19 protein-coding genes are annotated in these 25,784 nt (G+C 67.6%); 4 read left to right on the top strand and 15 right to left on the bottom strand.

Annotated elements, in window-relative coordinates; all coding sequences use genetic code 11:
* The first annotated feature begins 20 nt into the window (after positions 1 to 20).
* Positions 21 to 509, top strand: coding sequence for a GNAT family N-acetyltransferase (locus ACFJI2_RS06325; protein WP_377704249.1), 489 nt, complete (start codon positions 21 to 23; stop codon positions 507 to 509).
* 100 nt (positions 510 to 609) lie between these two features.
* Here the strand turns inward: ACFJI2_RS06325 and ACFJI2_RS06320 are convergent, their stop codons facing one another.
* The 7 genes from ACFJI2_RS06320 to ACFJI2_RS06290 form a co-directional block, all read right to left on the bottom strand.
* Positions 610 to 1,383 (bottom strand): substrate-binding periplasmic protein, encoded by a 774-nt coding sequence (locus ACFJI2_RS06320; protein ID WP_377704248.1) that lies wholly within the window; start codon positions 1,381 to 1,383, stop codon positions 610 to 612.
* Between the two features lie 69 nt (positions 1,384 to 1,452).
* A complete protein-coding gene (locus tag ACFJI2_RS06315; protein ID WP_377704247.1) occupies positions 1,453 to 2,733 on the bottom strand; it encodes an EAL and HDOD domain-containing protein in 1,281 nt (426 codons plus the stop codon).
* A gap of 76 nt (positions 2,734 to 2,809) precedes the next feature.
* A complete protein-coding gene (gene rlmJ / locus ACFJI2_RS06310) occupies positions 2,810 to 4,006 on the bottom strand; it encodes a 23S rRNA (adenine(2030)-N(6))-methyltransferase RlmJ (RefSeq protein ID WP_377704246.1) in 1,197 nt (398 codons plus the stop codon).
* A gap of 68 nt (positions 4,007 to 4,074) precedes the next feature.
* Positions 4,075 to 5,331 (bottom strand): isocitrate lyase, encoded by a 1,257-nt coding sequence (gene aceA / locus ACFJI2_RS06305; protein WP_377704245.1) that lies wholly within the window; start codon positions 5,329 to 5,331, stop codon positions 4,075 to 4,077.
* Positions 5,332 to 5,817: 486 nt separating this feature from the next.
* Complete coding sequence (locus tag ACFJI2_RS06300; protein ID WP_377704244.1) at positions 5,818 to 6,522, bottom strand: Rpn family recombination-promoting nuclease/putative transposase; 705 nt, start codon at positions 6,520 to 6,522, stop codon at positions 5,818 to 5,820.
* Positions 6,523 to 6,575: 53 nt separating this feature from the next.
* Positions 6,576 to 7,070: a ribonuclease E activity regulator RraA gene (gene rraA / locus ACFJI2_RS06295; protein WP_377704243.1), complete on the bottom strand. Its 495-nt coding sequence runs from the start codon at positions 7,068 to 7,070 to the stop codon at positions 6,576 to 6,578.
* 48 nt (positions 7,071 to 7,118) lie between these two features.
* Positions 7,119 to 8,327 (bottom strand): MFS transporter, encoded by a 1,209-nt coding sequence (locus ACFJI2_RS06290; protein ID WP_377704242.1) that lies wholly within the window; start codon positions 8,325 to 8,327, stop codon positions 7,119 to 7,121.
* A 102-nt stretch (positions 8,328 to 8,429) separates the two neighbouring features.
* Between ACFJI2_RS06290 and ACFJI2_RS06285 the strand changes: the two genes are divergently transcribed.
* Positions 8,430 to 9,224 carry an AraC family transcriptional regulator gene (locus ACFJI2_RS06285; protein WP_377704241.1) on the top strand — a complete coding sequence of 265 codons (795 nt, stop codon included), beginning with the start codon at positions 8,430 to 8,432 and terminating at the stop codon, positions 9,222 to 9,224.
* Between the two features lie 20 nt (positions 9,225 to 9,244).
* On the opposite strand, the gene ACFJI2_RS06280 is transcribed toward ACFJI2_RS06285, so the two are convergent.
* A complete protein-coding gene (locus tag ACFJI2_RS06280; RefSeq protein WP_377704240.1) occupies positions 9,245 to 12,145 on the bottom strand; it encodes an ATP-binding protein in 2,901 nt (966 codons plus the stop codon).
* Between the two features lie 130 nt (positions 12,146 to 12,275).
* Here ACFJI2_RS06280 and ACFJI2_RS06275 point away from each other — a divergent pair, with 130 nt between their 5' ends.
* A complete protein-coding gene (locus ACFJI2_RS06275) occupies positions 12,276 to 13,724 on the top strand; it encodes an aldehyde dehydrogenase family protein (protein ID WP_377704239.1) in 1,449 nt (482 codons plus the stop codon).
* A gap of 16 nt (positions 13,725 to 13,740) precedes the next feature.
* A complete protein-coding gene (locus tag ACFJI2_RS06270) occupies positions 13,741 to 14,112 on the top strand; it encodes a hypothetical protein (RefSeq protein ID WP_107875458.1) in 372 nt (123 codons plus the stop codon).
* A gap of 39 nt (positions 14,113 to 14,151) precedes the next feature.
* Here ACFJI2_RS06270 and clpB read toward each other — a convergent pair whose 3' ends face one another.
* The 7 genes from clpB to ACFJI2_RS06235 all read right to left on the bottom strand — a co-directional run bounded on the left by clpB (position 14,152) and on the right by ACFJI2_RS06235 (position 25,749).
* Entirely contained in the window at positions 14,152 to 16,761 is a 2,610-nt protein-coding gene (gene clpB, locus ACFJI2_RS06265; RefSeq protein ID WP_377704238.1) for an ATP-dependent chaperone ClpB, read from the bottom strand.
* A gap of 87 nt (positions 16,762 to 16,848) precedes the next feature.
* Positions 16,849 to 17,319, bottom strand: coding sequence for a molybdopterin synthase catalytic subunit MoaE (moaE, locus tag ACFJI2_RS06260; protein ID WP_377704237.1), 471 nt, complete (start codon positions 17,317 to 17,319; stop codon positions 16,849 to 16,851).
* Positions 17,316 to 20,096, bottom strand: a complete 2,781-nt coding sequence (locus tag ACFJI2_RS06255; RefSeq protein WP_377704236.1) for a DUF349 domain-containing protein — start codon at positions 20,094 to 20,096, stop codon at positions 17,316 to 17,318. Before ACFJI2_RS06255 ends, moaE begins: the two co-directional genes overlap by 4 nt.
* 72 nt (positions 20,097 to 20,168) lie before the next feature.
* Positions 20,169 to 20,855, bottom strand: coding sequence for a hemerythrin domain-containing protein (locus tag ACFJI2_RS06250; protein ID WP_377704235.1), 687 nt, complete (start codon positions 20,853 to 20,855; stop codon positions 20,169 to 20,171).
* A gap of 134 nt (positions 20,856 to 20,989) precedes the next feature.
* Positions 20,990 to 23,494, bottom strand: coding sequence for a bifunctional acetate--CoA ligase family protein/GNAT family N-acetyltransferase (locus ACFJI2_RS06245; protein ID WP_377704234.1), 2,505 nt, complete (start codon positions 23,492 to 23,494; stop codon positions 20,990 to 20,992).
* A 21-nt stretch (positions 23,495 to 23,515) separates the two neighbouring features.
* On the bottom strand, positions 23,516 to 24,505 hold the full coding sequence (locus ACFJI2_RS06240; protein ID WP_377704233.1) for a DUF2804 domain-containing protein: 990 nt from the start codon (positions 24,503 to 24,505) through the stop codon (positions 23,516 to 23,518).
* Positions 24,502 to 25,749 carry a winged helix-turn-helix domain-containing protein gene (locus ACFJI2_RS06235; RefSeq protein WP_377704232.1) on the bottom strand — a complete coding sequence of 416 codons (1,248 nt, stop codon included), beginning with the start codon at positions 25,747 to 25,749 and terminating at the stop codon, positions 24,502 to 24,504. Before ACFJI2_RS06235 ends, ACFJI2_RS06240 begins: the two co-directional genes overlap by 4 nt.
* Between the last annotated feature and the right edge of the window lie 35 nt (positions 25,750 to 25,784).

Raw genomic sequence — 25,784 nt, 5'->3', positions numbered from 1 at the left:
TGCTCTTCACTACACCGCTCATGATCATACGACCGACAACTGAATCAGACTGGAAAACCCTGAAAGCCATCCGCCTGGCCGCGCTGCTGGATGCGCCGACTGCCTTCGGCGTCACCCACGCCAGCGCCGCCGCTTACACGGACGCGCAGTGGCAGGAGCGCGCCTCGGCCCGCAACGGCACCGAATTCCTGCTGGCCTTCGACGGCGAACAGGCCACCGGCATGGCGGCCCGCGCAGTAAGCGACAAACAGGAATGCAATCTGATCGGCATGTGGGTCAAGCCTGAATTCCGGGGCACGCCGGTGGCTGCCGCGCTGGTGCAAACCCTGCTGGAGCGCGCCGTGGCGCAGGGCCACCGCCGCGTGGTGCTGGACGTGGCCCCCGAGAACGCGCGCGCGGCCGCCTTCTACCGCAAGCTGGGCTTTTCCTTCCTGCCCGAATGGGAGCCGCTGGCGAGCTATCCGGAGATCAAGGTACAGAAGATGGAATGGCTGCCCCCCGGCGCCTGATGGAGCCGCTCGTCCTGTACGCCTGTATTCCACGCCAGATCGCCCGGGCAATTGCGGCCGGCCTGCGGCATCAGCTCTCGCGCAGGGGCAGGCGGCGCGGCTAGGGCGCCAGCATGCGGGCCGCCTCGGCGGGCGGGACGTAGCGCTCCAGCATGCGCTGCACGCTGCCGTCGGCCTGCAGTTCTTTCATCAGCTCGCCCCAGCGCCTGGCGTCGTCGGCACTAAAGTGCTTTTTGCTGATCAGCAGATTGGCCGCCTCGCGCGACAGTGCCGGCGCCCAGTCTTCGATCCGCACCTTGTCCTCGCGCAGGTATTGCGAGTACACCAGCTGCGTGCCCAGCACGGCCTGGAAACGGCCCGCCTTGAACATGGCGTACAGCTGCTCGGTGCTGTCGATTTCATCCACGCGGGCGATGTTGCGCAGTTGCGCCACGAAGCCGTCGAAGGGCTTGCCGGGGAAGTGGCCGCGCGCCACGCCCAGGCGCAGGTTGGGCGCGGCGATGAAGTCGGCCGGCGAGCGGATGCCGGGGCTGACTTCCTTGCGCAGGATGATCATGTTCTTCATCCATAGGTAGGGCACGGCCCAGGCAAACACCTTGCGCTCGGCGGTGGCGATGGCGGACAAGGTCATGTCCACGCTGCCGCCCTGCATCTCCTGCCAGATGCGGCCGCGCATCATCACCCGGTATTCAAAACGGCAGCCGCTGCGCTCGGCCAGCAATTCGGCGATGTCCTTGTCCAGCCCCGCGCCGTCATGATAGAAGCGGCCGAATTCGTACAGGCCGAATACGATGGGCCGTGAAGGACAGGCAGGGCCGGCCTTGGCCTGCCCGCCGGCGGCGCTGCACAGGCCTGCGCACGCCCAGGCTAGCAAGCTGCCAGCGGCAAGGCGGCGCGCAAAGAGGCTGCGATGGCAAAGGGTTGGCATGGCGCGGCCCCGCCGTCAATGTACGCCGGCCGTGTAATCGTTCACCCACTCGAAGGCCGCCACCTGGATGGCGTACAGCTCCGCCGGCGACAAATTCATCTCCTGCAGCATGCGGCCCAGCACGGCAGGCTCGCCGGCCTCCTCCAGCCGCTCGATGTGCTCGACCAGCGTGAGCATGCGGCCGTATTCGCCGTGCCGCGCCAGCAAGGCGCCGCGCACTTCGTCCAGCACGTTGACGCTGTCGAGGATCTCGTCCATCTTCACCGAGAACAAGGTGTCCATCAGCGACATCACGCCTACCGTGAAGCCGATGTCGGCGCTGGTGCGCTGGCCGGGGCGCATGCGTTCCACCATCAGCTCCAGCGTCTTGCCGCGCGTGGTGGCCATCTGCAGCAGCGGCGAATCGAACTCGGGCTTCTGCCCGGTGCGCACGTACAGCAGGATCTGCAGCCAGCGCTGCAGCTGGCGGCGGCCCAGCACGATCAGCGCGTGCCCGACAGAGTTGATGCGGAAGCGCGCACCCACCGACGGCGTGTTCACCAGGCGCAGCAGGTTCAGCGTGATCAGCGGGTCGTGCTTGACGCTGCGCTCGAGCTCGCGCTGCTCGGCGTCCGAGCCGAGCAGGTTCAGCAGGTTGAGGATGGACAGCTGCGACGGCGTGATCTTCTTGCCGCTCAGGATCACTGGCCGCGCGAAATAATAGCCCTGGAAATATTCGAAGCCGAGGTCCATGCATTGCTGGAACTCCTCCACCGTCTCGACCTTCTCGGCCAGCAGCTTCTGGTTGGTGTGGCGCATGGAGCCGGCCAGCGCGCTCAGGCGCTCGGGCCGCATGTGGTGGATGTCGACCTTGATCACGTCCATCATCGGCTGCAGCTTGCTCACGTCGTCGGACTCGCTCACCACGTCGTCCAGCGCGAAGCGAAAGCCCGCTTCCTTGAGCTCGAGCACGCGCGCCAGCACGTCCGGCGTGGCTTGCACGGTCTCCAGGATTTCGAGGATGACTTTGTCGTTCGGCAGGAAGCGGATGAAGTCGCTCATCAGGCCCACCTTATCGACATTGACGAAGGCCATCCGGTCGCCGACCACCTGTCCCATGCCCAGTTCGGACGCGTGGGCGATCACGGTGGCGGTGGCGGCAGCGTCGTCGGTGACGTCGGCCTTGTCGGTGTCCGCGTTGCGGAACAGCAGCTCGTAGGCGACCAGGCGCTGGCTGCGGTTGAGGATGGGCTGGCGCGCCAGGTAGAAATGGTTGGCGAGCGCAGGCGCAATCTGTAGCGGCGAAGCGATGGTCATGGGCTGCCCCAATCTGCGGTGTTATCGTAAGACTATACCTTTTGATACAGTCTTGCCAATATTTTATTACCGCAAATTATGGGCGGCGCGGCTTGGTGTTGCGTGGCGTGGTCGTGCGCGGGCCGTCGGTGCCCAGTTTGGCGGCCGGCTTGGCGCCTGCCGGACGGCTGTAGCTGGCGCCGGGCGAACCGGGACGGCCCGTCCCTGCCCCGGCGCCGGGCGAGCCGGGACGCGAGGAGGTGCGCAGGCTGCCGCGCGGCGCGGGTGCGTTGTTGCCGCGCAGGCTGCCGCCCGGACCGATGGCGCGCGGCGAGATCGGCGCGCGCAGGCCGCCGCGAGGATTGTTCTCGGCCTGCTGCAGCGAGGCCGCGCGCGGCGCGGTGGCCGCATTGCCGGACTCCAGCACGAAGCTGGCGCCGGCGTCTTCGCCCAGCACTTCCACCAGGTAGGGCATCACTTCCTTGAGCGTGGCTTCCAGCGTGAAAGGCGGATTGACGATGAACATGCCGCTGCTGTGCAGGCCGCCGAAGCCGTCCGGCCCCGGCGTGCGGATGGTCAGCGTCACGTTCAGCCACTCGGTGCCCTTGATGTGCTTCATGCGCTCGGCGAAGTTGCGCGCCTCGATGCGCTGCAGGATCGGGTACCAGATCGCATAGGTGCCGGCCGGGAAACGCTTGGTGGCGTCGTTCAGCATGTCGACCACCTTGCGGTAATCCTGCTTGTCCTCGTACGGCGGGTCGCACAGCACCACCGCGCGGCGCGATGGCGGCGGCAGCAGGCCTTTCAGTTCATGGAAGCCGTCGCCGCGCGTCACCAGCACGCGCTTGCCGCGCACGGAGGAGCGGATGCCTTGCGCGGCCTTGTGTTCGTCGAGTTTGCGGAAGTTATCGGTCAGGATTTTCGAGTCGGCCGGGTGCAGCTCGAACAGGCGCAGGCGGTCCTGCTCGCGCGCCACCTGGTCGGCGCAGTACGGCGAGCCGGGGTAGTAGCGCATCTTGCCGCTCGGGTTCATGGCCTTGATCAGGTCCACGTATTCCGCCAGCGCCGGCGGCATGTCGGTGCGCTCCCACAGCGGACCGATACCGGTTTCGTACTCGGCGTTCTTGGACGCGAAATTGCCGTCCAGCGCATACACGCCCGCGCCGGCATGGGTGTCGATGTAGCTGTAGGCGGTGTCCTTCTGGTTCATATACTGAAGCAGCTGGACCAGCACGAAATGCTTGAGCACATCGGCGTGGTTGCCGGCGTGGAAGGCGTGGCGGTAACTGAACATGGTGTGGGGATTTCCTTAAAGATGATGCTGCAAGGGTGCATTATACCTAAGGAGGCCCCTGCGCCGTCCTACGCCACCATCTGCGGCGGCGCGAAGAACTGCCCGTCCTGGGGCGCCGGGCCGGGCCGGAGGCCTTGCAGGATGGCCTGCACCACCGCGCCGGCATAGCCGGCCCCACCCTCGCGCTGGTGCCTGGCGGCCGTGTAGCCCCTGGCCGCGGCGGCGTATTCGGCTTCCTGCAACTCCACGAAGGCCGGCATCTGGCGCCGCGCGTAGCCGTGGGCCAGGTTGAACATGCCGTGGTTCTGCGCATGGAAGCCGGCCTGCGCGACGAACTGGAAGCGATAGCCCATGGCGCCCAGTTCGGCCTGGAACTTGGCGATGGTGGTGTCGTCCAGGTGCTTCTTCCAGTTGAACGAGGGCGAGCAGTTATAGGCCAGCATCTTGCCCGGGAACCTGGCGTGGACAGCTTCGGCGAAGCGCTTGGCGAACATCAGGTCCGGCTTGCCGGTCTCGCACCAGAGCAGGTCGGCATAGGGGGCGTAGGCCAGCGCGCGGGCAACGGCCTGCTCCAGGCCGGGCCGCACGCGATAGTAGCCTTCCACCGTGCGCTCGCCGGTGCAGAAGGGCTTGTCGTTGGCGTCGATGTCCGAGCTGAGCAAGCCGGCCGCTTCGGCGTCGGTGCGCGCAATCAGCAGCGTCGGCGTGCCCATCACGTCGGCGGCCAGCCGGGCGGCGGTCAGCTTCTCGACCGCCTCGCGGGTGGGCACCAGTACCTTGCCGCCCATGTGGCCGCACTGTTTCACCGCTGCCAGCTGGTCGTCGAAGTGCACCCCGGCGGCGCCCGCTTCTATCATGGACTGCATCAGCTCGTAGGCCTTGAGCGCGCCGCCGCAATCGGCTTCGGCGTCGGCCACGATGGGAACGAAGTAGTCGATGCTGTCGCTGCCTTCGGACCATTGGATCTGGTCGGCGCGCTGCAAGGCGTGGCTAACGCGGCGCACCATGGCAGATACCGGATTGGCCGGCTCGGGCGGCTGATCGGGATAGGCTTCGCCGGACAGGTGGATCGCCTTCAGGCCGGCTTTCACCTGTTGAATTGCCTGGTTGCCCGTCAAGGCGCCAAGGGCGCTGACGTAAGGTGCGCCGTGCAGCAGCCGCCACAGTTTTTCGGCGCCGCGCTGCGCTACGGTGTGCTCGATTTTCAGCGAGCCGCGCAGGCGCACCACGTCGTCGGCCCGGTAGCTGCGCGTGATGCCTTGCCACCGCGGATTGCTGTCCCATTCTGCTTGCAGGGCCGCCCCCTGCTGTTCCCGAGTTGCCATGATGCTCTCCTATTGGTGTAATCCTTTACCCACCATCATAGGACCAATTGTTCAGCGCAGCACGGGTCTTATATAAGACACACATGCGCGCATTGTTCTCATGGATTCAAACACTTACGTCGGCGATTTCATGCTTCGGAATGAAATTCCTTCCCGTGAAAGCAAGGAAATGACGCACAGCCGCATGCCATCCCACATCGTGGAACCATTTTCTCGCCACATGAAAAGTGTCGCAGAGCCATCTAACTTTCCAAATTGGAATGGAAGTTATCGTAAGAAAATACAATGTGACAATTGGAGAGAGTCTGCTAATCTGAAGCTACTCTAAAAACCACAGCAGCCTGGCGCCGCGTGGAACCGGATGATGTCGACGCTGAAAGCGGTATCCGGTTTTTCCGGCGTGGGGCTAGGCCCGTTCGGCCGCTTGTCCGGACAAGCAACCTGAACGAATCGGCCGCACCGTTGCCTCGACGCGTGCGGCTTTTTTTATGGCTGGCCGAACAGCGCCTCCGGCGCGGCGCCGTCGAACAGATCCTCGACCCAAGTTTGCAGATCCGGCAGGCCGGATTCCGCGATACGCCGCTCCCAAGCAGGCGGCATCCCGCCGGCGCGCCTGGACAGCAAGCGCAGCAACAGCACCCGTAGCGCCTCTTCCCTGCCCTCTTCGCGGCCCTCTTCCCGGCCATGCATCGCCTCGTCGAGGATGCACTCCTCCCACGAATCGAATTCCTTGTCTTTCATGATGGGCACCTCCCTGGCAGCCAACGCCTTCGGTTGTAGCTTATGCCGCAAACACCGCGTAATCCAGCTCGACAGGCTTTCACGCAATGGTTGGTTATGCTCTTCGTTAATCCAGGCGCCGATAGCCCTGAGTAGCTCGATTGCCGCCTGTTTTGAACGGCAGCGCCGCAAGCCGAACAAGGCGGCGACCAGACTGCGCCCGGATGGCGCCTGCGCTGGCATGCGATGGTGGTCGACCAGCAGGTAGCGCTGCTCCGCCTGCAGCCACCCGAGACCTTCGGGCGCCGGCAATACCAGATCCGACAGTACCTGGCTGGCGGTCCAGGCACGGCGCCCGCCGTAAAGCACAATGGGCAGCACCGGAGGCAGCCGCCCGCTGCGGCCCAGCTTATGCCGCCTGATCAGGTCCTGATACAGCAAGCCAACATAAACCTGCATGCGCAGCGCCATCCAGCGGTGCAGGGAGTTTGGGCGCGATCAAATGCGCCCGGGACGCGGGAAGTTCAGGCGAGCTGTTTTTGGGAGACGAGGATGCCGTCCGCGTCGGCGTAGATCCAGTCGCCGGGATGGACAGCGACGCCGCTGATCTGGATGCGCACGTCGCGCGCGCCTTCGCCCTGCTTGGCGCTCTTTTGCGGATGCGCCCCCAAGGCGCGCACGCCGACGGCGCAGGCGTTGATTTCGTCGACGTCGCGGATGCAGCCGTGCACCACGATGCCCGCCCAGCCATTGTTCTGCGCCAGCAGGCCTAGCTGCCCGCCCACCAGTGCGCGCCGCAGGCTGCCGCCACCGTCCACCACCAGCACGTTGCCGTTGCCCTGCGTCTCCAGGGTGCTGCGCACCAGCGCGTTGTCCTCAAAGACTTTCAGGGTGGTGGCGCGGCCGCTGAATTTCCTGTGCAGGCCGTAGTGCTGGTACACGGGCGGCAGCACGGACAGCGTACCGTCCTCCAGCAGTTCGGCATTGTCGTCGCACAGGTCGGTGGTGGCAAAGTTCATGGAATCTCCGGCTCGCTTATCGGTAATCGGTAATCGGTTGAGCAGATTCTAAGCCTTTTGCAGGCGCAGCGCCCGCGTATTGCTGCCCACACCCACGGCCGTGGCGATGGCCAGCGCCTGGAAGGCGCCGATAAACACGAATACCCAGGACGGATGGTGCGCGTCCATCAGCGCGCCGAACACCAGCGGCCCCACCGACAGGCCGCTGTCGAGCCCCGAATAGACCACGCCGAACACGCGCCCGGTGGCGTTGGGCGGCGCGGCGGCGCGGATCAAGAGGTCGCGCGACGGGCCGGCAATGCCGGACGCGAAACCGATGGCCCCCATCAGCACCACCGCCATCCAGGCCGGCACCAGGGCCAGCGCCACCACGATCGCCAGCGCGGCGGCACCGCCGAAGGCGATGGTGATGGTGCGGTCATGGTTGGTGTTGCGTGCGCCGAGGAAGCCGCCCAGCGCCATGCCAGCCGCCGAGGCGGCCATGTAGGCGGTGTAGGCCGACGTGGCCCAGCCCAGCGACATGCCGTACAAGTCCACCAGCGCAGTGGACGCGAAGCTCTGGATGCCCGCCAGCGCCAGCGCGGAGATGAAGAAGAAGGCAAAGCACATCCACACCGATCTCAGGCCCAGGAAGGCCAGCGAGCCGCCTGCTGGCTGCCCCGGCGCCGCGCGCACGATGGGATCGGGCCGCAGCGCGTGGCGGTTCAGGAACAGGACGGCAAGCACGATGAAGGGCAGCACGGCAGCGCACAGCAGCGCGGTGCGCCAGCCGGACAAGGTGGTGACGAAGGTCATGAAGATGGGCGACAGCGCCCAGCCGATATTGCCGCTGATGCCGTGCACCGAGAAGCCGTGCGCCAGGCGCGCCTTCGACACGCGCTGGTTCAGGAGCGTGTAATCGGCCGGATGGAATACGCTGTTGCCCACGCCTGCCAGCATGGCGCCCGCCAGCAGCATGGAATAGTTGGGCGCGGCGGCCAGCGCCAGCGCGGATACGCCCAGCAGCGCAATGCCGGAGCACAACACGGCGCGCGCGCCGAAGCGGTCCACCACGAAGCCGGCCAGCGCCTGGCCAACGCCGGAGACGACAAAGAACACCGTCATCAGCAACCCCAGTTCGGCATACGACAGGTTGAATTCCGGTTTGAGCCAGGGGAACAGCGCGGCCAGGATCAGATGGTAAAAGTGCGAGGTGCCGTGCGCGAAGCCGACCAGGCCGATCACGCGCGCATCCTGCCGCAAGCTTGCGGTGCTCATGGGTACTCCAGGGTTGTGAGTGCGAAATCCAGTGTATCAATCCGGCACCGGCTGATTTAAGATAGGCTGACATCTTTTGTCGCGATTCTGCCAAGGCACGCCATGTCCGTCCCTGTCGTCACCCACACCAACCATTATCATCCCCGCAACGAGCCAAACGCCGGGCGTCCCGTGACGCTGCGGGCGCGCGACCTGGAAGCGGCCGAATTCATGGCGCCGCACAGCCACGCCTGGGGCCAGGTAACCTACGCGCTGGAAGGCGTGGTGCGGGTGACCGCCAACAACAGCAGCTGGATCGTGCCGCCGCTGCGGGCGATCTGGATCGCGCCGCACGTGGAACATGCGGTGACGGTGCTGGAGAAGGCGCGCCTGCGGCCGCTGTGCGTGCTGGCCGACCGCGCGCCGTTCGCGGGCTCGGAGTGCAAGGTGCTGGAGGTATCCAGCTTGCTGCGCGAGCTGATCGTGGCGCTGGAGCAGCTGGACCCGGGCACGGAGCCGGCGCGCGAGGCACTGCTGGCGGAGCTGATCCTGGACGAACTGGCACGCTCGGCCACGCGCCCTATCCGCGTGCCGCTGCCGGAGGACAAGCGCCTCAAGGTGCTGTGCGCGGCGCTGATGGACGATCCCGCCTCGCCGCAGACGCTGGAGCACTGGGCGCAGCAGGTGGGCGCATCCGGACGCACGCTGGCGCGCCTGTTCGAGCGCGAGCTCGGACTGACCTTCGGTCAGTGGCGCCAGCAGGTGCGGCTGGCGCATGCGGCGCCGCTGATCGCGCGCGGCCTGCCGCTGGCGCAGGTGGCGGAGCAGCTGGGCTACACCAGCCAGTCGGCCTTTTCAGCCATGTTCAAGAAAACATTCGGCACCACGCCGTCCGCATTCTTTACCGAAAACCCTTAATTCAACGGTTAATTCAACGATTAACTCAACTCATCGAGCAGGCCGCGGGCCAGGCGCAGGTCGCGCGTGGCATGGCCTTCGCTGTAGCGGCTGTAGACCGCTTCCAGCGGCGCGCATGCCTCCGCCCGCCTTCCCTGCGACCAACGCAGCCGCGCAAGGCTGGTGGCCGCGCGCAGCGCCCAGCCGCCCGCGCCCTGCTCCGCCGCTATCGCCATGCTGCGTTCGAACAGGTGCTCGGCCTGCGCTTCCGATCCCGATTCGCACAGTGTCTCTCCCCAGCCGCGCATGACTTCGGGACGGCACCACGCGGCGCTGCCGCTCTCCGCCCGCGCTATCGCCCGTTCCGACAGCAGGCGCGGATGCAGCGTGGCCAGCACGTCCACCTGCAGGTGGCCGCAGTGCGGGTCCTGCTGCAGCGCGAACAGCTCGGACTCCTGCGGCGGATGATGGCCGTGCAGCAGGCGCTGCGCCATGGCGTGCGCCCGGCCCCAGAAATGCCACTGCGGCAGTGCGCTGCGGTGCGCGTGTTCCAGCATCATGGCCGCGTAGCGCTGTCCCTCGGCCTCGTCGCCGCACCAGGTAAACACGGTGCATGCCACCAGTATGGCAAAGCACAGCGAAATGCCGTGGCCGGCCTGCAGTCCTTCGCCCACGCAGCTGCGCGCCGCCTGCATGGCCTGCTCCGGATAGCCTTGCAGCCACAGCACGCGGGCGTGGATGGCCATGCTGGAAATGTGCTGGTCGAACTGGAAGCCGCGTCCGTGCGCCAGGCGCAGGCCATCGAGCGGATGGCGGATCACGAACTCGATATGGCGGCGGGCCGTGTCCTGCTGGCCGAGATAGTGCATGGCGCGGGCCAGCATGCGGGCGTGCGCCAGCGTGTGGATGTCACCGCCGGCGCCGGCGGCCGCCACACCGAAGCGCTGCGCGTAGCCCAGCGCCAGCTGGTAGTCGCCGTTGAAGATAGCGTCGGTATAGCAGCCCCACAGGGCGCCCATGCAGCTGGCATGGTCGCCGGCCTGCTGCGCCAGGTCGAGCGCGCGCGCGAAGGCGCTGCAACGTTCGGCGCTGTCGGCCTGGTCGCCGGCATGCAGCAGCGCATGGCCCAGCCCGAGGGCCAGCGGCATTTCCAGCTGCGGCGACAGCACCTCACGGCCTGCGCATTCGGCCGCGCGCGCCAGCCGCAAGGCCTGCTGCAGGTGGCCGCGATATTCTCCCATCAGCGACAGCTGATACCACAGCGGCGCCGACACGGCGCACAGCTCCAGGCCCAGCGCCAGGTCCGCGCCAAAGCTCCAGTCCAGCGCCGCCCGCACGTGGTCGATGCCACGGCCATACGCTGCCAGCCAGTCGGACGGCGACAGACGCTGAAGATCGCCCTGCGCCGGGCGCAGGAAGTCGCAGCAGCGGCGGACATAACGCCGCGCCACCCATTCCAGCTCGCCGCTGGCGCGCAGCTTCTCCAGCGCATAGGCGCGCGTCGTGCCGAGCAGGCGGTACAGCATCACGTCGCCGCTGGTATCCGCCGAAATCAGGGACTTGGCGGCCAGGTTTGCAATGCAGTCCAGCACATCGGCCGCGCGGATGTCGTCGCACTGCACCAGTTCGGCCGCGCACACCAGCGTGAACGGTGCGCGGAAGATGGCGAAGCGGCGCAGGACAGCCTGCTCCACGGGGCTGAGCATGTCGTAGCTCCAGTCCAGTGTGGCGCGCAGCGTCTGGTGGCGCGGCAAGGCGGTGCGTCGGCCGCGTGTGAGCACGGTGAAGCAATCCTCCAACCGCTCGGCCAGGCCGTGCACGCCGAAGAACTCGGCCCGGCCCGCCGCCAGCTCGATCGCCAGCGGGATGCCGTCCAGGCGGCGGCAGATGTCGGCCACGGCGGCGGCATTGTCTTCGCCCAGGCGGAAGCTGTCCATGCCCGCCGTGGCGCGTTCGACGAAAAGCTGCACTGCCGGCGTGGCGGCCAGTTCGGCCAGCGCCGGCGCGGCGAAGTGCATGACGGGGCAACCGGCCGCCGGCAGCGGCGGCAAGGCCAGCGGCGGCAGGCGGTGCACCCATTCGGCTTCCGCCCGCAGCGGCTCGCGGCTGGTAGCCAGCACGTGCATGCGCGGCGTCTGGCGCAGCAGGCGCTCGGCCAGGGCGGCCACGCTGTCGATCACGTGTTCGCAATTGTCGAATACCAGCAGCGCATGCATATCGTGCAAGTGCGCGGCCAGCGCCGCCACCGGGTCGCTGGACATCGCCGGCATGCCTAATGCCAGCGCCAGCGCGCTGGCGACCTGGGCGCCGTCGGTCAATGGGGCCAGGTCGACCAGGAACACGCCGTGCGTGAAGGCCTGCGCCAGTTGCGCGCTGGCGGCCACGGCCACCGTGGTCTTACCCATGCCGCCCGGCCCCACCACGCTCACCAGGCGCCGCCGCGGCACTTGCGCCGCCAGTAGCTGCAGGGTGTCGCCGCGGCCGACGATGCGGGTAGGCGGCATCGCAGGCATGGGTGGCATGGGCGGCGTAGCCGGGATGGCGCCGGCGGCCGAAACGTTTTCCGGCGCCGATGCCGATGCCGATGCCGATGCCGATGGCGAGGACGCATCGCGGTGCGTAATGCGGCGCACCGGCGCCACGAAACTGTAGCCCCGTCCCACCACGTTTTCCACGTACAGGCTGCCGCCGGCGTCGTGCAGCACCTTGCGCAGCGCGCCGATATGCACGCGCAGATTGCCCTCTTCGACGCAGGTGCTGGGCCACACCCGTGCGATCAGCTCGTCCTTGCTCAGCACTTCACCGGGCCGCTCCACCAGCGCCACCAGCAAGTCGAAGGCGCGTCCGCTCAGCCGAACCGGCTGCCCGCCGTTAAACAGCGCGCGTTCGGACGGCACCAGGCGGTAGGCGCCAAACAAGATAGCGGTATCGGTGGATGTCATTGTGTCGTCGGTATGGCCGGCGCCTATCCCTTAAGGATATTTAACGCCAATTTACAAGAATTTATTAACCGCTGCACGGAATAGTTTTTACAATATTTAAGCGCTACAGACCACCCAAAGGCATGCCCTAGTGAACAACCCGACCACCTCCGAGGCTCCGCTTCCTTCTCCAATGGCCCCCCATGCCTGGGCCAGCCTGGACCTGGCCGCGCGCCGCGCCGACAGCGCCGCCGCCGACTTTCGCCATAGCAGCGTAGCCGAGCGCTGCCGGCTGCTCGAACTGATCTCATTTCACCTTGAAGCCGCGCGCGGCGCCATTGCCGCCAGCGCCAGGGACGAACTGGGCGACGGGGCCGCATCCGTTGCCATGGAGCACGACGCGGCGCTGCAACAGCTGCGTGCCTTCAACGCGGTGCTGCGCCGCAGCCACTGGCTAGGTGCCGCCATCGAAACCGCGCCGCCGGACCAGCGCGTGCAGAATATCGCGCTGGGGCCGGTGGCCGTGCTGGGCACCGGCCATGCCTGCGCCGCGCCGGTGTATGCGGCAGCAGCGGCCGACGTGATCGCCGCGCTGGCTGCCGGCTGCCCGGTGGTGGTGCGCGGCAGCGCAGCCCATCCGCGCACCAGTGCGCTGCTGGGCGAAGCCATTGCAGCGGCGGTGCGCGCGACCGGCTTGCCGGGAGGCGTATACAGCCTGGTGGCGGATGACACGGGCAGCGCAAGCGCGCTGGTCACGCATCCGGACATCAAGGCCGCTACCTACGCGGGCGGGCGCGACGAAGGCCTGGAACTGATGCGGCGCAGCCTGGACCGGGCCGACCCCATCCCGGTGCTGCTCGATATCGCCAGCAGCAATCCCGTGTTCATCCTGCCGCATGCGCTGAACGCGCGCGCCGAGCACCTGGGCCAGCAACTGCTGAAGCAATTCAATCCCGGCACCGCGCACAGCATGTTCAAACCCGGCATTGTAGTGGCGATAGAGGGCGACGGCTATATAGACTTAAGGGAGACCATCATCGACGGCGTGCTGGCCATGCCGCCGGTGGCGCTGGCCAGCGCGGGCGCCCGGCAAGGACATGCGGACACCGTGGAGCGCCTGCTGCGCGAACACCGCGTGGAAGTGCTGGCCGAAGGCGCGGCGGAGGCAGGCGGCGGGCGCCGCGGCGCGCGCGCGGTGTTCGTGGAGGCCGAAGCGTCCAGCCTGCTGACCACGCCGGCGCTGGCCGACGAACACCCCGGCCCGTCGGGCCTGCTGCTGCGCTGCGCCTGCCCGGAGGAACTGCTGGCGGTGGCCGCCCTGCTGGGCCGGCAGCTGGTGGCGGGCCTGCAGATGGCCGACGGCGATACCGCGCTGGCCGCGCGCCTGATGCCGCAGCTCGAGCGCATGGCGCGCCACGTCAACGTGAACAGCTTCACCTCCATGCCGATTTATAACGGGGCCACCGCCGCCCAGGCGATTGCGCGTTTTCTGCGTCCCGTGTTTTACCTCGACGTGCCATCGAGCCTGCTGCCCGCCGCGCTGCAGGACGCCAACCCGCTGCAGCTGTGGCGGCAGGTAGATGGCGAAATGCGGCATTGACCTTCGCGAGCATGCCATGCACCAGGAAGAAAAAGTAGGCGTCGCCAAAATCCGCATCCGCCAGGAACGCGCCCATACGATGGCCGTCCTCGGCTCTTTCGTGTCGGCCGACAAGCTGCTGCGCAGCTGGGCCGCCGGTCCGCTGGACTATTTCGAGTGCGATTTCGAGATCGAGTACCTGGACGGCTACCGCGTCAGCGGGCGTTATCCGATGTGGCAGAAGTGCACCACGCGCCAGTCGCTGGGCGCGTATGTGCGGCGCACGATAGAGGAGATGGAAGCGCAGCGGCTGCGCTTCGCGATGGCAGACAGCGGACTGCCCCGGCGTGAGCCGAGGCGTTTTCTGGACCGCTATGAGGTGGAGGATTTCGGGGGCGAGGCGCGCTAGCATGGCGGATTACGCGGGGCGCTGCCCCGCTAATCCGCCCTACGCGACGGTCGCTTCCTTGCCGTCGGCGCTGAACACCAGGGCGCCGTTGCGTTCGTCGACGTGGATGGTGTCCTTCGGTCCGAAGCGGCCTTCCAGGATCAGGCGCGACAGGGGGTTCTCGATCTGCTGCTGGATCGCGCGCTTGAGCGGGCGCGCGCCATACACCGGATCGTAGCCCGCCTCGGCGATCTTCTGCAGCGCGCCGTCGGTCACCTGCAGCGCCATCTCCATGCGCGCCAGGCGCTGTTCCAGGATGTGCAGCTGGATCTTGGCAATGGCGCCGATGTTCTTCTCGTCCAGGCCGTGGAACACCACGATCTCGTCGATGCGATTGACAAACTCGGGACGGAAGTGCGAACGCACCTCGGCCATCACCGACAGCTTCACCAGCGCCGGATCGGAATCCTCCATCGACTGGATCTTCTGCGAACCCAGGTTGGACGTCATGATGACGACGGTGTTCTTGAAGTCCACGGTGCGGCCCTGGCCGTCGGTCATGCGGCCGTCGTCCAGCACCTGCAGCAGCACGTTGAACACGTCCGGGTGCGCCTTCTCGATCTCGTCGAGCAGGATCACGCTGTACGGCTTGCGGCGCACCGCTTCGGTCAGGTAGCCGCCCTCGTCGTAGCCCACGTAGCCGGGCGGCGCGCCGATCAGGCGGGCCACCGAGTGCTTCTCCATGAATTCGCTCATGTCCAGGCGGATCAGCGATTCCTCCGTGTCGAACAGGAAGGATGCCAGCGCCTTGGTCAGCTCGGTCTTGCCGACGCCGGTCGGTCCCAGGAACATGAAGGAGCCGTACGGACGGTTCGGATCGGCCAGGCCGGCGCGCGAGCGGCGGATGGCGTCCGCCACCGCGTTGATGGCCTCGTCCTGCCCCACCACGCGCTCGTGCAGCTTCTCTTCGATGTGCAGCAGCTTGTCGCGCTCGCCCTGCATCATGCGCGACACCGGGATGCCGGTCGCGCGCGACACCACTTCGGCGATTTCCTCCGCCCCCACCTGGGTGCGCAGCAGCTTGGGCTTGTCCTTGCCGTCGGCCGCGCCGCTGGCGCTTTCGGCCTGCTTCAGCTGCGACTCCAGCTCCGGCAGCTTGCCGTACTGGAGTTCGGACACACGCTGCCAGTTCGAGGCGCGCGTGGCTTCCTCCATCTGCTGGCGGATGCGCTCGATCTCTTCCTTGATATGCGTGGTGCCTTGCACATTGGCCTTCTCGGCCTTCAGGATTTCCTCGAAGTCGTTGTACTCGCGCTGCAGCTTGGCGATTTCCTCGTCGATCAGGTCCAGGCGGCGGCGCGAAGCCTCGTCCTTTTCCTTCTTCACGGCTTCCTTCTCGATCTTCAGCTGGATCAGGCGGCGTTCCAGCTTGTCCATCACCTCCGGCTTGGAATCGATCTCGATCTTGATCTTGGACGCGGCTTCGTCGATCAGGTCGATCGCCTTGTCGGGCAGGAAGCGGTCCGTGATGTAGCGGTGCGACAGCTCGGCCGCCGCGATGATGGCCGCGTCGGTGATGTCCACCTTGTGGTGCAGTTCATACTTGTCCTGCAGGCCGCGCAGGATGGCGATGGTCGCTTCCACGGTCGGCTCGTCGACCAGGATCTTCTGGAAGCGGCGCTCCAGCGCGGCGTCCTTCTCGATGTATTTGCGGTATTCGTCCAGCGTGGTCGCACCCAGGCAGTGCAGCTCGCCGCGCGCCAGCGCCGGCTTGAGCATATTGCCCGCGTCCATGGCGCCTTCGGCCTTGCCTGCGCCCACCATGGTGTGCAGCTCGTCGATGAAGACGATGGTCTGGCCCTCGTCCATGGCCAGTTCCTTCAGCACGGACTTCAGGCGTTCCTCGAATTCGCCGCGGTACTTGGCGCCGGCCAGCAGCGCGGCCATGTCCAGCGACAGCACGCGCTTGCCGCGCAGCGAGTCCGGCACTTCGTTGTTGACGATGCGCTGCGCCAGGCCTTCGACAATGGCGGTCTTGCCCACGCCCGGTTCGCCGATCAGCACGGGATTATTCTTGGTACGGCGCTGCAGCACCTGGATGGCGCGGCGGATCTCGTCGTCGCGGCCGATCACCGGGTCCAGCTTGCCGGCGCGGGCGCGCTCGGTCAGGTCCAGCGTGTATTTTTTCAGCGCCTCGCGCTGGCCTTCGGCCTCGGCCGAGTCGACCTTGCCGCCGCCGCGCACGGTGTCGATGGCCGCTTCCAGCGCCTTGCGGGTCAGGCCGTTTTCGCGCGACAGCTTGCCGGCGTCGGATTTGTCGTCCGCCAGCGCCAGCAAGATCATCTCGCTGGAGACGAACTGGTCGCCGCGCTTTTGCGCTTCCTTGTCGGACAGGTTCAGCACGCCGATCAGCTCGCGGCTGACCTGCACGTCGCCGCTGGTGCCGGACACCTTGGGCAGGCGCTCCAGCGACGCTTTCAGGGCGTTGGTCAGGCCGTTGACGTTGACGCCGGCGCGCTGCAGCAGCGAGCGCGCGCTGCCGTCGTCCTGGTTGATCAGGGCAACCAGCAGGTGCACCGGTTCGATGTAGGGGTTGTCGTTACCCACGGCCAGGCTTTGCGCGTCGGCCAGGGCTTCCTGCAGTTTGGTAGTGAGTTTGTCTTGCCGCATTTGAAATGCTCCTGTATTGGTCTAAGCAACAAGTTGGGTTGCGCGACCAGTTTTCAAGGAGTACGTTTTGATCTCAGGCAAACTTGATCAAGAAAGTGTCCACTTTTTCAATGCGGCGTCATCGCTGACGCGGGCGTCGACCCAGCGGGCGCCGTCCGGGGTCTGTTCCTTCTTCCAGAACGGCGCTTCGGTCTTCAAATAGTCGATGATGAACTCGCAGGCGGCAAACGCTTCGCCGCGATGGGCCGACGTCACTGCCACCAGCACGATCTGCTCGGTGGGCTTCAGCGGGCCGATGCGATGGATCACCAGCGCGCCGTAAATCGGCCAGCGCGCCTTCGCCTGTTCAATAATGGCCTCGATCGACTGTTCCGTCATGCCCGGATAGTGTTCGAGTTCCATTTCCGCCACGTCGGCGCCATCGTTCAGGTCGCGCACGGTGCCGACGAAGGTCACTATACCGCCGACTTTGGCATTCCCGGCGCGCAGTTGCGCCACTTCAGCGGCGAGGTCGAAATCCTCGGCCTGCACCCGCACCTGCTTTCCCACCGCCGTCATTTGCCCTCCGCGCCGATGCGGCGGAACAGCTGCTCGATGCGGCTGGCCGTGCGTGCATCCGCCAGCGCGGGCATGGCGCACAGCTGCAGGAACTGGGCTGCCTGCGTCATCGGCTTCTGGCCGGACTTCAGCGACGACTGCAGCACTTCGACCTGCATTTTCAGGCGCTCGCGCGCGAACTCGGCGCCGCTATCCACGCCGGCCACGATTTCCAGGCGCAGCACTTCCTGCAGCAGCTGGGCGCGCGCAGCCTCCAGCCGGGCGGCATAGGCGCTGCGCTTGCCCGGCTCGGACGCGGCCAGCGCGGCGGTGAAGCGGGTGTGCAGCGTGCGTTCGTATTCGGCGGCCAGCGCGGGCAAGGCTTTCCAGCGCGCCTCCCATTCGGCGGCGTCGACGGCGCCGTCGGCAGCGGAGGCAGGGGCAGCAGCGCCGTTCGGCGCCGCGGCGCCTGCCAGCGCGGCCTCCAGCGCCTGCACCAGGCGCAGCTTGTCGCGCAGCGCGTTGGCCTGCGCGGCGCCGGCGCGTTTGCGGATGGCGTCGCCCTGCGCCTGCACGGCGGCCACGGCGGCCTTGTAGCGTGCCTCGATCTTCTGCTCGCTGGCGCGCGGCACGGTGCCGGACGCGTGCCAGGCGCTGGCGGCATCGCGCAAGGCCTTGGCGATGGCCGCTTGCTGGGCCTTGTCGTCGCCGCTGAACGTGGCCTGCTCCAGCTGTGCGCAGATGGCTTCACGGGCGTGCAGGTGGGCGCGGCGTTCGTGGTCGGCCGCGTGGGCCGACTCCTTGCGGGCCGCGAAGATGGCGTCGCAAGCGGCGCGGAAACGCTGCCACAGCGCCTGTTCCTGCTTGCGCTCCAGCGGCAGCGCCTTGGCGTGTTCCTGCCAGCGCTCTTGCAGGATGCGCAGCGTGTCCAGCGTGTGGCGCTCGCTCGGGTTGAGCTTGGCGGTTTCCTCGATCAGCTGCTCGCGGCAGGCCACCTCGATGCTGCGCTGGTTTTCCAGCGGCGTCAGCAGCGCGTCCATGGCTTTGCCGAAAGCGCCGTCCAGCTTTTTCTTTTCCTTGCGGTCGATCGCGCCGAGACGGCTCCAGGCCTGGCGCAGGCGCTGCGAGGCGGCGGCCAGGGCTTTGTAGTCGGGCGTTTCGGATGCGGCGGATTTGGCTGTCAGCGCGTCCACCTCGGCGATCAGCGCCTGCGCCTTGGCGGCATTGGCGTGGCGCTCGTCGGCCAGGTGCTTGAAGTGGGCGGCGGCCGGCGCGTAGGCGGCGGTGCAGGCGGCGTCGAAACGCTCCCACAGGCCTTTGGGCGCGGGGCCGGAGACGGTGTCGAGCGCTTTCCAGCGGTCGCGCATGCTGCCCACCTTCTTGGCCAGCTCGGCCATGGCGAGCTGCTGGCCCTGCAGGTCTTCCACCGCCTTCACCAGTTCCTCGCGCGACACGTTGCCGCCCCAGCGCGCCCAGTCGCCCAGGCGCTTCAGGTCAGCGCGCACGTGGGCCAGGCGGTCCGCCTGGGCGGGCGTGAGGCGGCCGGTCTTGATGTCTTTCAGCGTCTTGTCGTGGTCGTTGGCCACGTGCAGCTGGCCTTCGGCCAACGCCGCTTCCATGGCGTCCAGCGTGGCCATGAAGCGCTTGTTGGCTTCGCGCGCCGCTTCCTGCGCGGCAGGCGACAGGTCGCGCTGCTTGCCGGCGCGCTCGGCGTTATGCCGCGCGGCGCCATCAACGGTGCGATCGGTGCGACCGTTGCGACCAGTGCCGTCGGTGCCATCGGTACCATTGGCGCTGCCGGCAGGCTTGCCGGAGGCGTCCCGCGCCTCCCCGCCGCCTTCGCCCGGCTGCGCGGCGGCGCCCGGAGGAGCGACGCCGATTGCGTCACCGCCAGCCAGACCGTCGGCAGTCGTGACAACGCCGGTGCCTGCACCGGTAACAGCGTCGCCGGCACGCGTGGCGTCCGCCGTGGCCGCGCCATGGACGGTGCCGGATTCCGCTGCGCTGCTGCCCTCGGCCGCCCCGGCCTGGGCGCCCCCCGCTTGCGAGCCGGTCTGCGCGGCGCGGCGTGCCTCCAGCGCGGCGAGCTTGCCGCGCGCTTCGGCCATGGCGATTTCAAAATCGCCCAGCAGATTGCGCGGCAAGGCGCCCTTCTCCGGCGCGGCGACATGCCGGGCGTGCTCCTCGGCCAGCGCGTCCAGCTGGGCGACGTCCGGCTCGCCCGCCGCCAGGCGGCGCACGGCGGCCAGCGCGTCGAGCGCGGCGCGCTGCAGGTTCACCTGGTCTTCCAGGCGCCGGGCCAGCGCGTTGCGCACGCCATTGAATTCCTCGGCCAGCACCGGCGTGGCGGCAATCACCTTCCACAGGCGGTCCAGCTCGGCTACTTGATTGGGAGTGAGTTTCTCGTCGGCCAGCAGCTTGCGCGCGTTGGCGATGGTGGCCTCGGCCTGGCGCTGCTCGGCCTGCTGGTGGCGGATCGCGTCCAGGCGCGACTGCATCAGCTTGGCCACGCGGCGGTCCGTGTTGCGCATGGCCTGCTGCACCTTCTGCAGCGCCGGCTGCGACACCACGTGCGCAGCCGCAGCCAGGCGCACGTCGGCGAATTCGCTTTGCAAGATCAGTTCGACAGCGGCGGCCTCGTCCTCGGCCAGCGCCTTGGCCCGCTCGGCCTGCGCGGCGCGGCGCGACGCAGTCTGCTCAGCCTGGGCGGACGCGGCCACGGCGGCGGAAGCCTGTGCAGCATCGGGCTGCTGGCCGTTCGGCGCATCGCCGGGTCGCTTGAAGAGGAATTCGAACATGATGGGCTATCGCTGTCTCAAAACCACCATGATAGCAAAGGAAGGCCATGCTTTGCCTCGGCCATGCAAAAGCTAGTCGGCCATGGCGCGGCTGGGCGGACGGTGACGGCGCGGATGGGCCAGTTCGGACACCGGTATGTTGGTGTCCAGCTCCTCGTCCGGCAGCACCACGGGCAGCACGGCCAGGTTCGGCAGCGGCAATTCATCGCGCCCGGACCGCGGCTTGGCGGGCGGCGGCGGCACCAGGTGCAGCTTGCCTCCCTTGCAGCGGCGTGCCTCGGCCACGTTAGCGTCGTGCAGCAGGAACTGGTTGGCGATGGCAAACCAGGCTTCGCCGCCGATGGCGGTGCGGGCCACGGCAAACAATTCTTTTTCTTCCTTGTCCAGCCGCTTCAGCAGCGATTCGCAGAACGCGTCGATGCCGGCGCAAATGTCGTGCACGCGCTGCTCGGATTCGTCTTTCGAATCGGCAACTTGTTGCTGCAACGAACGGATCACGCCCAGCGCCGTATCGTTCAGGCGGTTCAGCTCATCCAGCAGCTGGTTGGCCTGCTCGGTCGCCTCGCGGATGGCCGGGATCAGATACATTTCGATTTTGCGCCAGTGGCAGGCCTGATACAGGCGGTTCAGCGACTCGCAAGCAAACTCCAGCTGCGCCAGCGTCAGGCTGTTCTGGTTCAGCAGCGTGGATTGGACGTATTTCTGGAAGGAAAGCAAACTGACGCGGATGTTGGCTTGCTCGACGGATAGAGCTACCAAAGTGTATGTGGCCGTTAACATTCTTACTCCAAGCGAAGATCACAAAAAGCGACGAGGCGGAAGTAAAAGTGTAAATAAAAGCGACGATCAAGACTTTGACATGGAACAAACTGTCCCAGCTTTGATCGATGAAACTACGGTTGCAGCTTGAGATTTAAATTGGCCATCCCCGGCTCCGGCGACGCACTGACCGTGCCGCCGAAGCGCCGGACCAGCTGCTGGACACCGCCATTTTCAGACAATGCTTCACCGACTATCGCCGCAGTGCCTCGGCTGCGGAAGTAATCGATCAGCTTCTGAAACAGAATAGCGCCTAGGCCCATTCCCTTCAAGTCCGAACGCACCAAAATGGCAAATTCGGCGTGCTGATTGTCGGGGTCGGCAACCGCACGTACTACCCCTAGTGTTTCGGGCTTACCCCCACTACCGATGCGTGTTGCAATGAAGGCCATCGCGCGGTCGTAATCGATCTGCGTGAGCCGCGCCAGCTGCGCCGGCTGCAGTTCGCGCATGGCGGAAAAGAAGCGCAACCGCACATCGTCCGCGTCCAGCCTGGCAAAAAATTCGACATGCTGTGGAGCATCTTCCGGGCGGATCGGGCGCAGGGTCAGCGGCGCGCCTTGCCACTGCACCTCCTGTTCCAGTTCCTGCGGATAGGCGCGGATGGCCAGCCGGTAGCCGGGGCGCGGCGGCCCCAGCGTGATGCGCGCATCCAGCGCCAGCACGCCGTGCGCGTCCGCCAGCAGCGGGTCGATACGCAGGCTGGCCAGCTCGCAGGTGTCGGCCACCAGGTCCGCCACCTGGATCAGTGCGTGGCAGATGGCCTCGCTGTCGGCCGCCGGGCGCAGACGGGTACGCTCCAGCAAGTCGCGCGCCAGTACCATGTTGAGCGGCGGCAAGCCGATGGCGCGGTGCTCGGCACCGAGGTCCACGCCGCCGTCCAGGCCGCCCGCCGCGCCGCCGGGTCCGAAACTGATCACCGGGCCGAACATGGGATCGTCGTGCACGGCGATCGCCAGCTCGTGGCCGGGCGCGCAGACGCCGCGCCCGCCCTCGCCCCTGCCCGGCTCGGCCATGCGGATGCCGTAGGCGGCCAGCATGGCGCGCGTTTCCGCCGCCTCCAGCGCGTGGCGGCCTTCCTTCATGGCGGCGGCGATGACGGCGCGGGCGGCGGCGCGCTCGGGTTTGCTGCCCGGCGGCAACTGACCGGGCACTTCCATCAGCAATTCCTGGTTGCGGCGGTACTGCACCATCTGCATGAAGCCGCGCACGGCCTGTTCCGGCGTGCCGTAGGTCGGCAATCCCGCCTCGGCGAAGACCCGGCGTGCGCCGGCCACCGCCGCGCCGCCCAGCCAGCAGGCCAGCACGTTCTTGCCCGAGGCGCGCGCCAGCGGCGCCAGCAGTTCGGCCAGGCGGGTGGCGTCCACGCCGGTGGCCGGCGCGTGGATCAGCAGCAGCGCGTCCACTTGCGGATCGCGCAGCAGGGCTTCGAACGCGGCCGCGTACTGTTCCGGCGCGGCGGCGCCGGCCAGGTTGAGCGGATTGGCCCACGCGGCAGCCCGGCCCGCCACGCCTTCGCCCGCCACGCCTTGGCCCGCCTGGCCCGCCCGGCCTGCCGCTGCGCCCGGCCCGCTGCCCGGCGCCGGCAAGCCGGGCAAGGCCGCCGTGAGCAGCGCGACGGTGGCCGGCGACAGCGGCGCCAGCTTGCCGTCCGCGTAGGCCAGCGCGTCGGTCGCGATGATGCCCAGCGCGCCGCCGTTGGCCACGATGGCCAGCCGCTCGCCGCGCAGCGCGCGCGCATGGGTCAGGGTTTCGGCGGCGTCGAACAGGTCTTCGGTCGAGTGCACGCGCAGCATGCCGGCGCGGCGGAAGGCGGCGTCGTAGGCCAGGTCGCTGCCGTCGCGGCCCGCCTTGAGCACGATCACGGGCTTGGCGCGCGCCGCCAGCCGCGCGGCCGACATGAATTTGCGCGCGCACGCCAGATTCTCCATGTAGACCAGGATGGCGGCGGTGTCGGCATCGTCGGCCAGGTAGTCGAGCAGGTCGCCCAGGTCGATGTCGGCGCGCTCGCCCAGCGAGGCGAACTTGGAAAAGCCGATGCCGTGCAGCCGCGCCCAGTCCAGCACCGCCGCCATCAGCGCGTCCGATTGGGACACGAAAGCGATCCGGCCGGCCTTGGCGCCGCCTTCGGCCAGGCTCGCGTTCAAGCCGCTGTGCGGCGCCAGCAGGCCCACGCCGCCCGGCCCCAGGATGCGCAGCAGGTGCGGCCGGGCCGCATCCAGCATGGCCTGGCGCACGCTCTTGCCGCCGCTGGCGCGCGCCTCGTCCAGGCCCTTGGTCAGCACCACGACGGCGCGCGTGCCGCGTGCGCCCAGTTCCGCGATCAGCCCCGGCACCGTGGCCGGCGGCGTGCAAATGATGGCCAGGTCCGGCGCCTGCGGCAAGGACGATACCTTGCCGTAGCAGCGCACGCCCAGCAGCTCGTCGTACTTGGGATTGACCGGCCACAGCGCGCCCGCATAACCACCTTCGGCCATATTGGCCAGCACGATGGTGCCCAGGCTGCCCGGCCGCAGCGACGCGCCGATCACCGCCACCGAGCCGGGGTCGAACAGGCTGTTGAAGTTCCTGATGCTCATGGTCCGCCCTTTCGGCGCCCGCTACCAGCGCGATGTATGGTCTTCGGTCACGCCCACCAGCTGCGTGACCATGCGTTTGGGCTGGTCCGCGCTGCTGCGCACCCAGCCGCTGAAAGTGCCTATCGGCTGCAGGTAGCGGCTGGCCGCCACCACCAGGTTCTTGTTCTGGCGGCGCGCCCCCTCCGGCGTGAAGAACAGCTCCAGCAGGTCGTCCTCGGTGAAGATGTGCCAGCGCGAGAGCGGGTCGGCCTGGTCGTAGATGAAATGGGCCGGTCCCAGCGCATGCACCTGGCCGTCCAGCCACAGCGCGTTCTCGTGGCCGCCGAAATAGCCGGCCTGCAGGTTGAATCCCAGTTCCAGATTATGCCCCGAGGCCCAGCGCCACGCGGTATTCCGCGCCAGCAGGCCGTTGGAATAGTCGAAACTGGCCACGCCGCCGGCCAGATCGTATTCCCCGCGCCACAGTTTCACCTGTCCCGTCAGCGGCATGCCGGACGATTTCTGCGTGGCGTGCACCGAACCGTCCTTGACCGGGCCGCTGGCCAGCAGCAGCGGCGCGTTGCCTGGCCCGAATTCGGCATCGATCGCCAGGTAGGGACAATCCAGCTCCAGCTTGTAGCGGCCTTCGGCCAGCGCTTCGATATTGATGTAGGTGTTCTTCACCTTGAAGGTGCTGCGGCCGCCGGCGTGCGCCGCCAGCCGGGCCGACGTGACGGGCAGGCCGTCCTGCGAGAAGTTGGCCAGCATGTCGCCGTCGTCGCGGTCGAAGGCGTAGGCGAAGCAGGTGCTGATCCAGCCCAGGTCCACGATGGCCACGGCGCAGAACACCTGCTCGGTGGCCAGCGCCACGTAGTGCCAGCGCTTGTGGTGGAAGCGCCGCCACAGGAAGCTGCGCGCGTGCGCCCCGGCCAGCGCGCTCCAGTCGAAGCCTGCGGCTTGCCCGGCGAAGCGTCCGAATAGTGGATGGCCGTCTGCGCCGACCAGGCTGGCGGGGGCGGCGGGCAGCATCACGCAGCCTCCATGTCCGGCGGATTCAACGCAGCCTGCAGCATGGCGCCAAACTCCGGCGGCTCGCTGGCGCCGGCCCGCACTTGCGGGCAGCCATGCCAGTTGGCGCAGCGCTGGATGGCGGCGGCCACGTCGCGTACAAAGCGTTCGCTCACGCGCAAGCCCGGCTCCAGCGCCAGCGCCTTCAACTCGAATATGCCGCCGCGCCGGTGCGCCTTGGCGTCCACCCGCCCCACCAGCGCGCCGCGGCGCAGGATGGGCAGCGTGAAGTAGCCGTAGCGGCGCTTCTCGGCCGGGGTGTAGCACTCGAGCCGGTAGTCGAAATCGAACAGCTCGAGCGCGCGGCGGCGGTCCCACACCACCGGGTCGAACGGCGACAGGATGGCCGTCGCGGTCGCCGAGAGCGTCCCGGCGGCGGCGCTGGCGGCCAGCGCCGCGTGGTCCGGGTGGACGTAGACCGGCTCGTCCCAGCCCTGCACGCGCGCGCGCAGCAGCGCGCCTTCGGCCACCAGGGTTTCGGGGTCGAAGCGCGGCGGACGGGTGCGGAAATAGTCGGCTATCCAGGACGCCTTGGCCAGGCCCAGCGCCTTCACGGTTTTCAGCACGAACGTGCGGCGCGTTTCGTCCATGGATGGCATGCGGCTGTCGTCCCAGCCGGGCAGCGCCCGCTCCAGCACGCGCTCGGCCAGGTCGTACACGCGCTGGAAGTTGTGGCGCCGCGCGATCATCAGCTGGCCGGCCGTGAACAGCACTTCCAGCGAGCGCTTCTCCGGCTTCCATTCCCACCAGCCGCCAGCCTTGCCGTCGGTGCGTTCAAAGTCGGACGAGCGCACCGGCCCGTGCTCGCGGATGTGGGCCAGCAGCGCGTCCACTTCGGCGCGGCGCTCGGCCATCCAGGTGACGGAGTACTTCCAGCCCATGGAGCCGGGATCGATCATGCGGTGGCGGTACAGGCCGTAGTCCTCCACCGGCACGAAGCAGGCCTCGTGCGCCCAGTACTCGAACAGCGCGCCCTCGGCCAGCAGCTCTTCCAGCCACGCTTGCGGGTAGTCGCCGAGGCGGCTCCACAACACCAGGAAGGGGCTGCGCGCCACCACGTGGATGGTGTCGATCTGCAGCACGCCCATTTGCCGGATCGCCTCCAGCAGGTCGGCTTTCTGCGCTTTCCTGCGGCGCGGCTGCAACAGCCCCTGGGCCGCCAGGTGCAGCGCGCGCGCGGCCGCCAGGCTGAATGTCAATTCGGTCAAAAACGTGGTCCTTCCATAGTTAAACCCAGCCCGCT

It is taken from the genome of Pseudoduganella sp. UC29_71 (genome assembly GCF_042693265.1).
Lineage (GTDB): Bacteria > Pseudomonadota > Gammaproteobacteria > Burkholderiales > Burkholderiaceae_D > Rugamonas.
The sequence above is the reverse complement of the archived record's forward strand: the minus strand, read 5'-3'. Positions and strand labels throughout refer to the sequence as shown.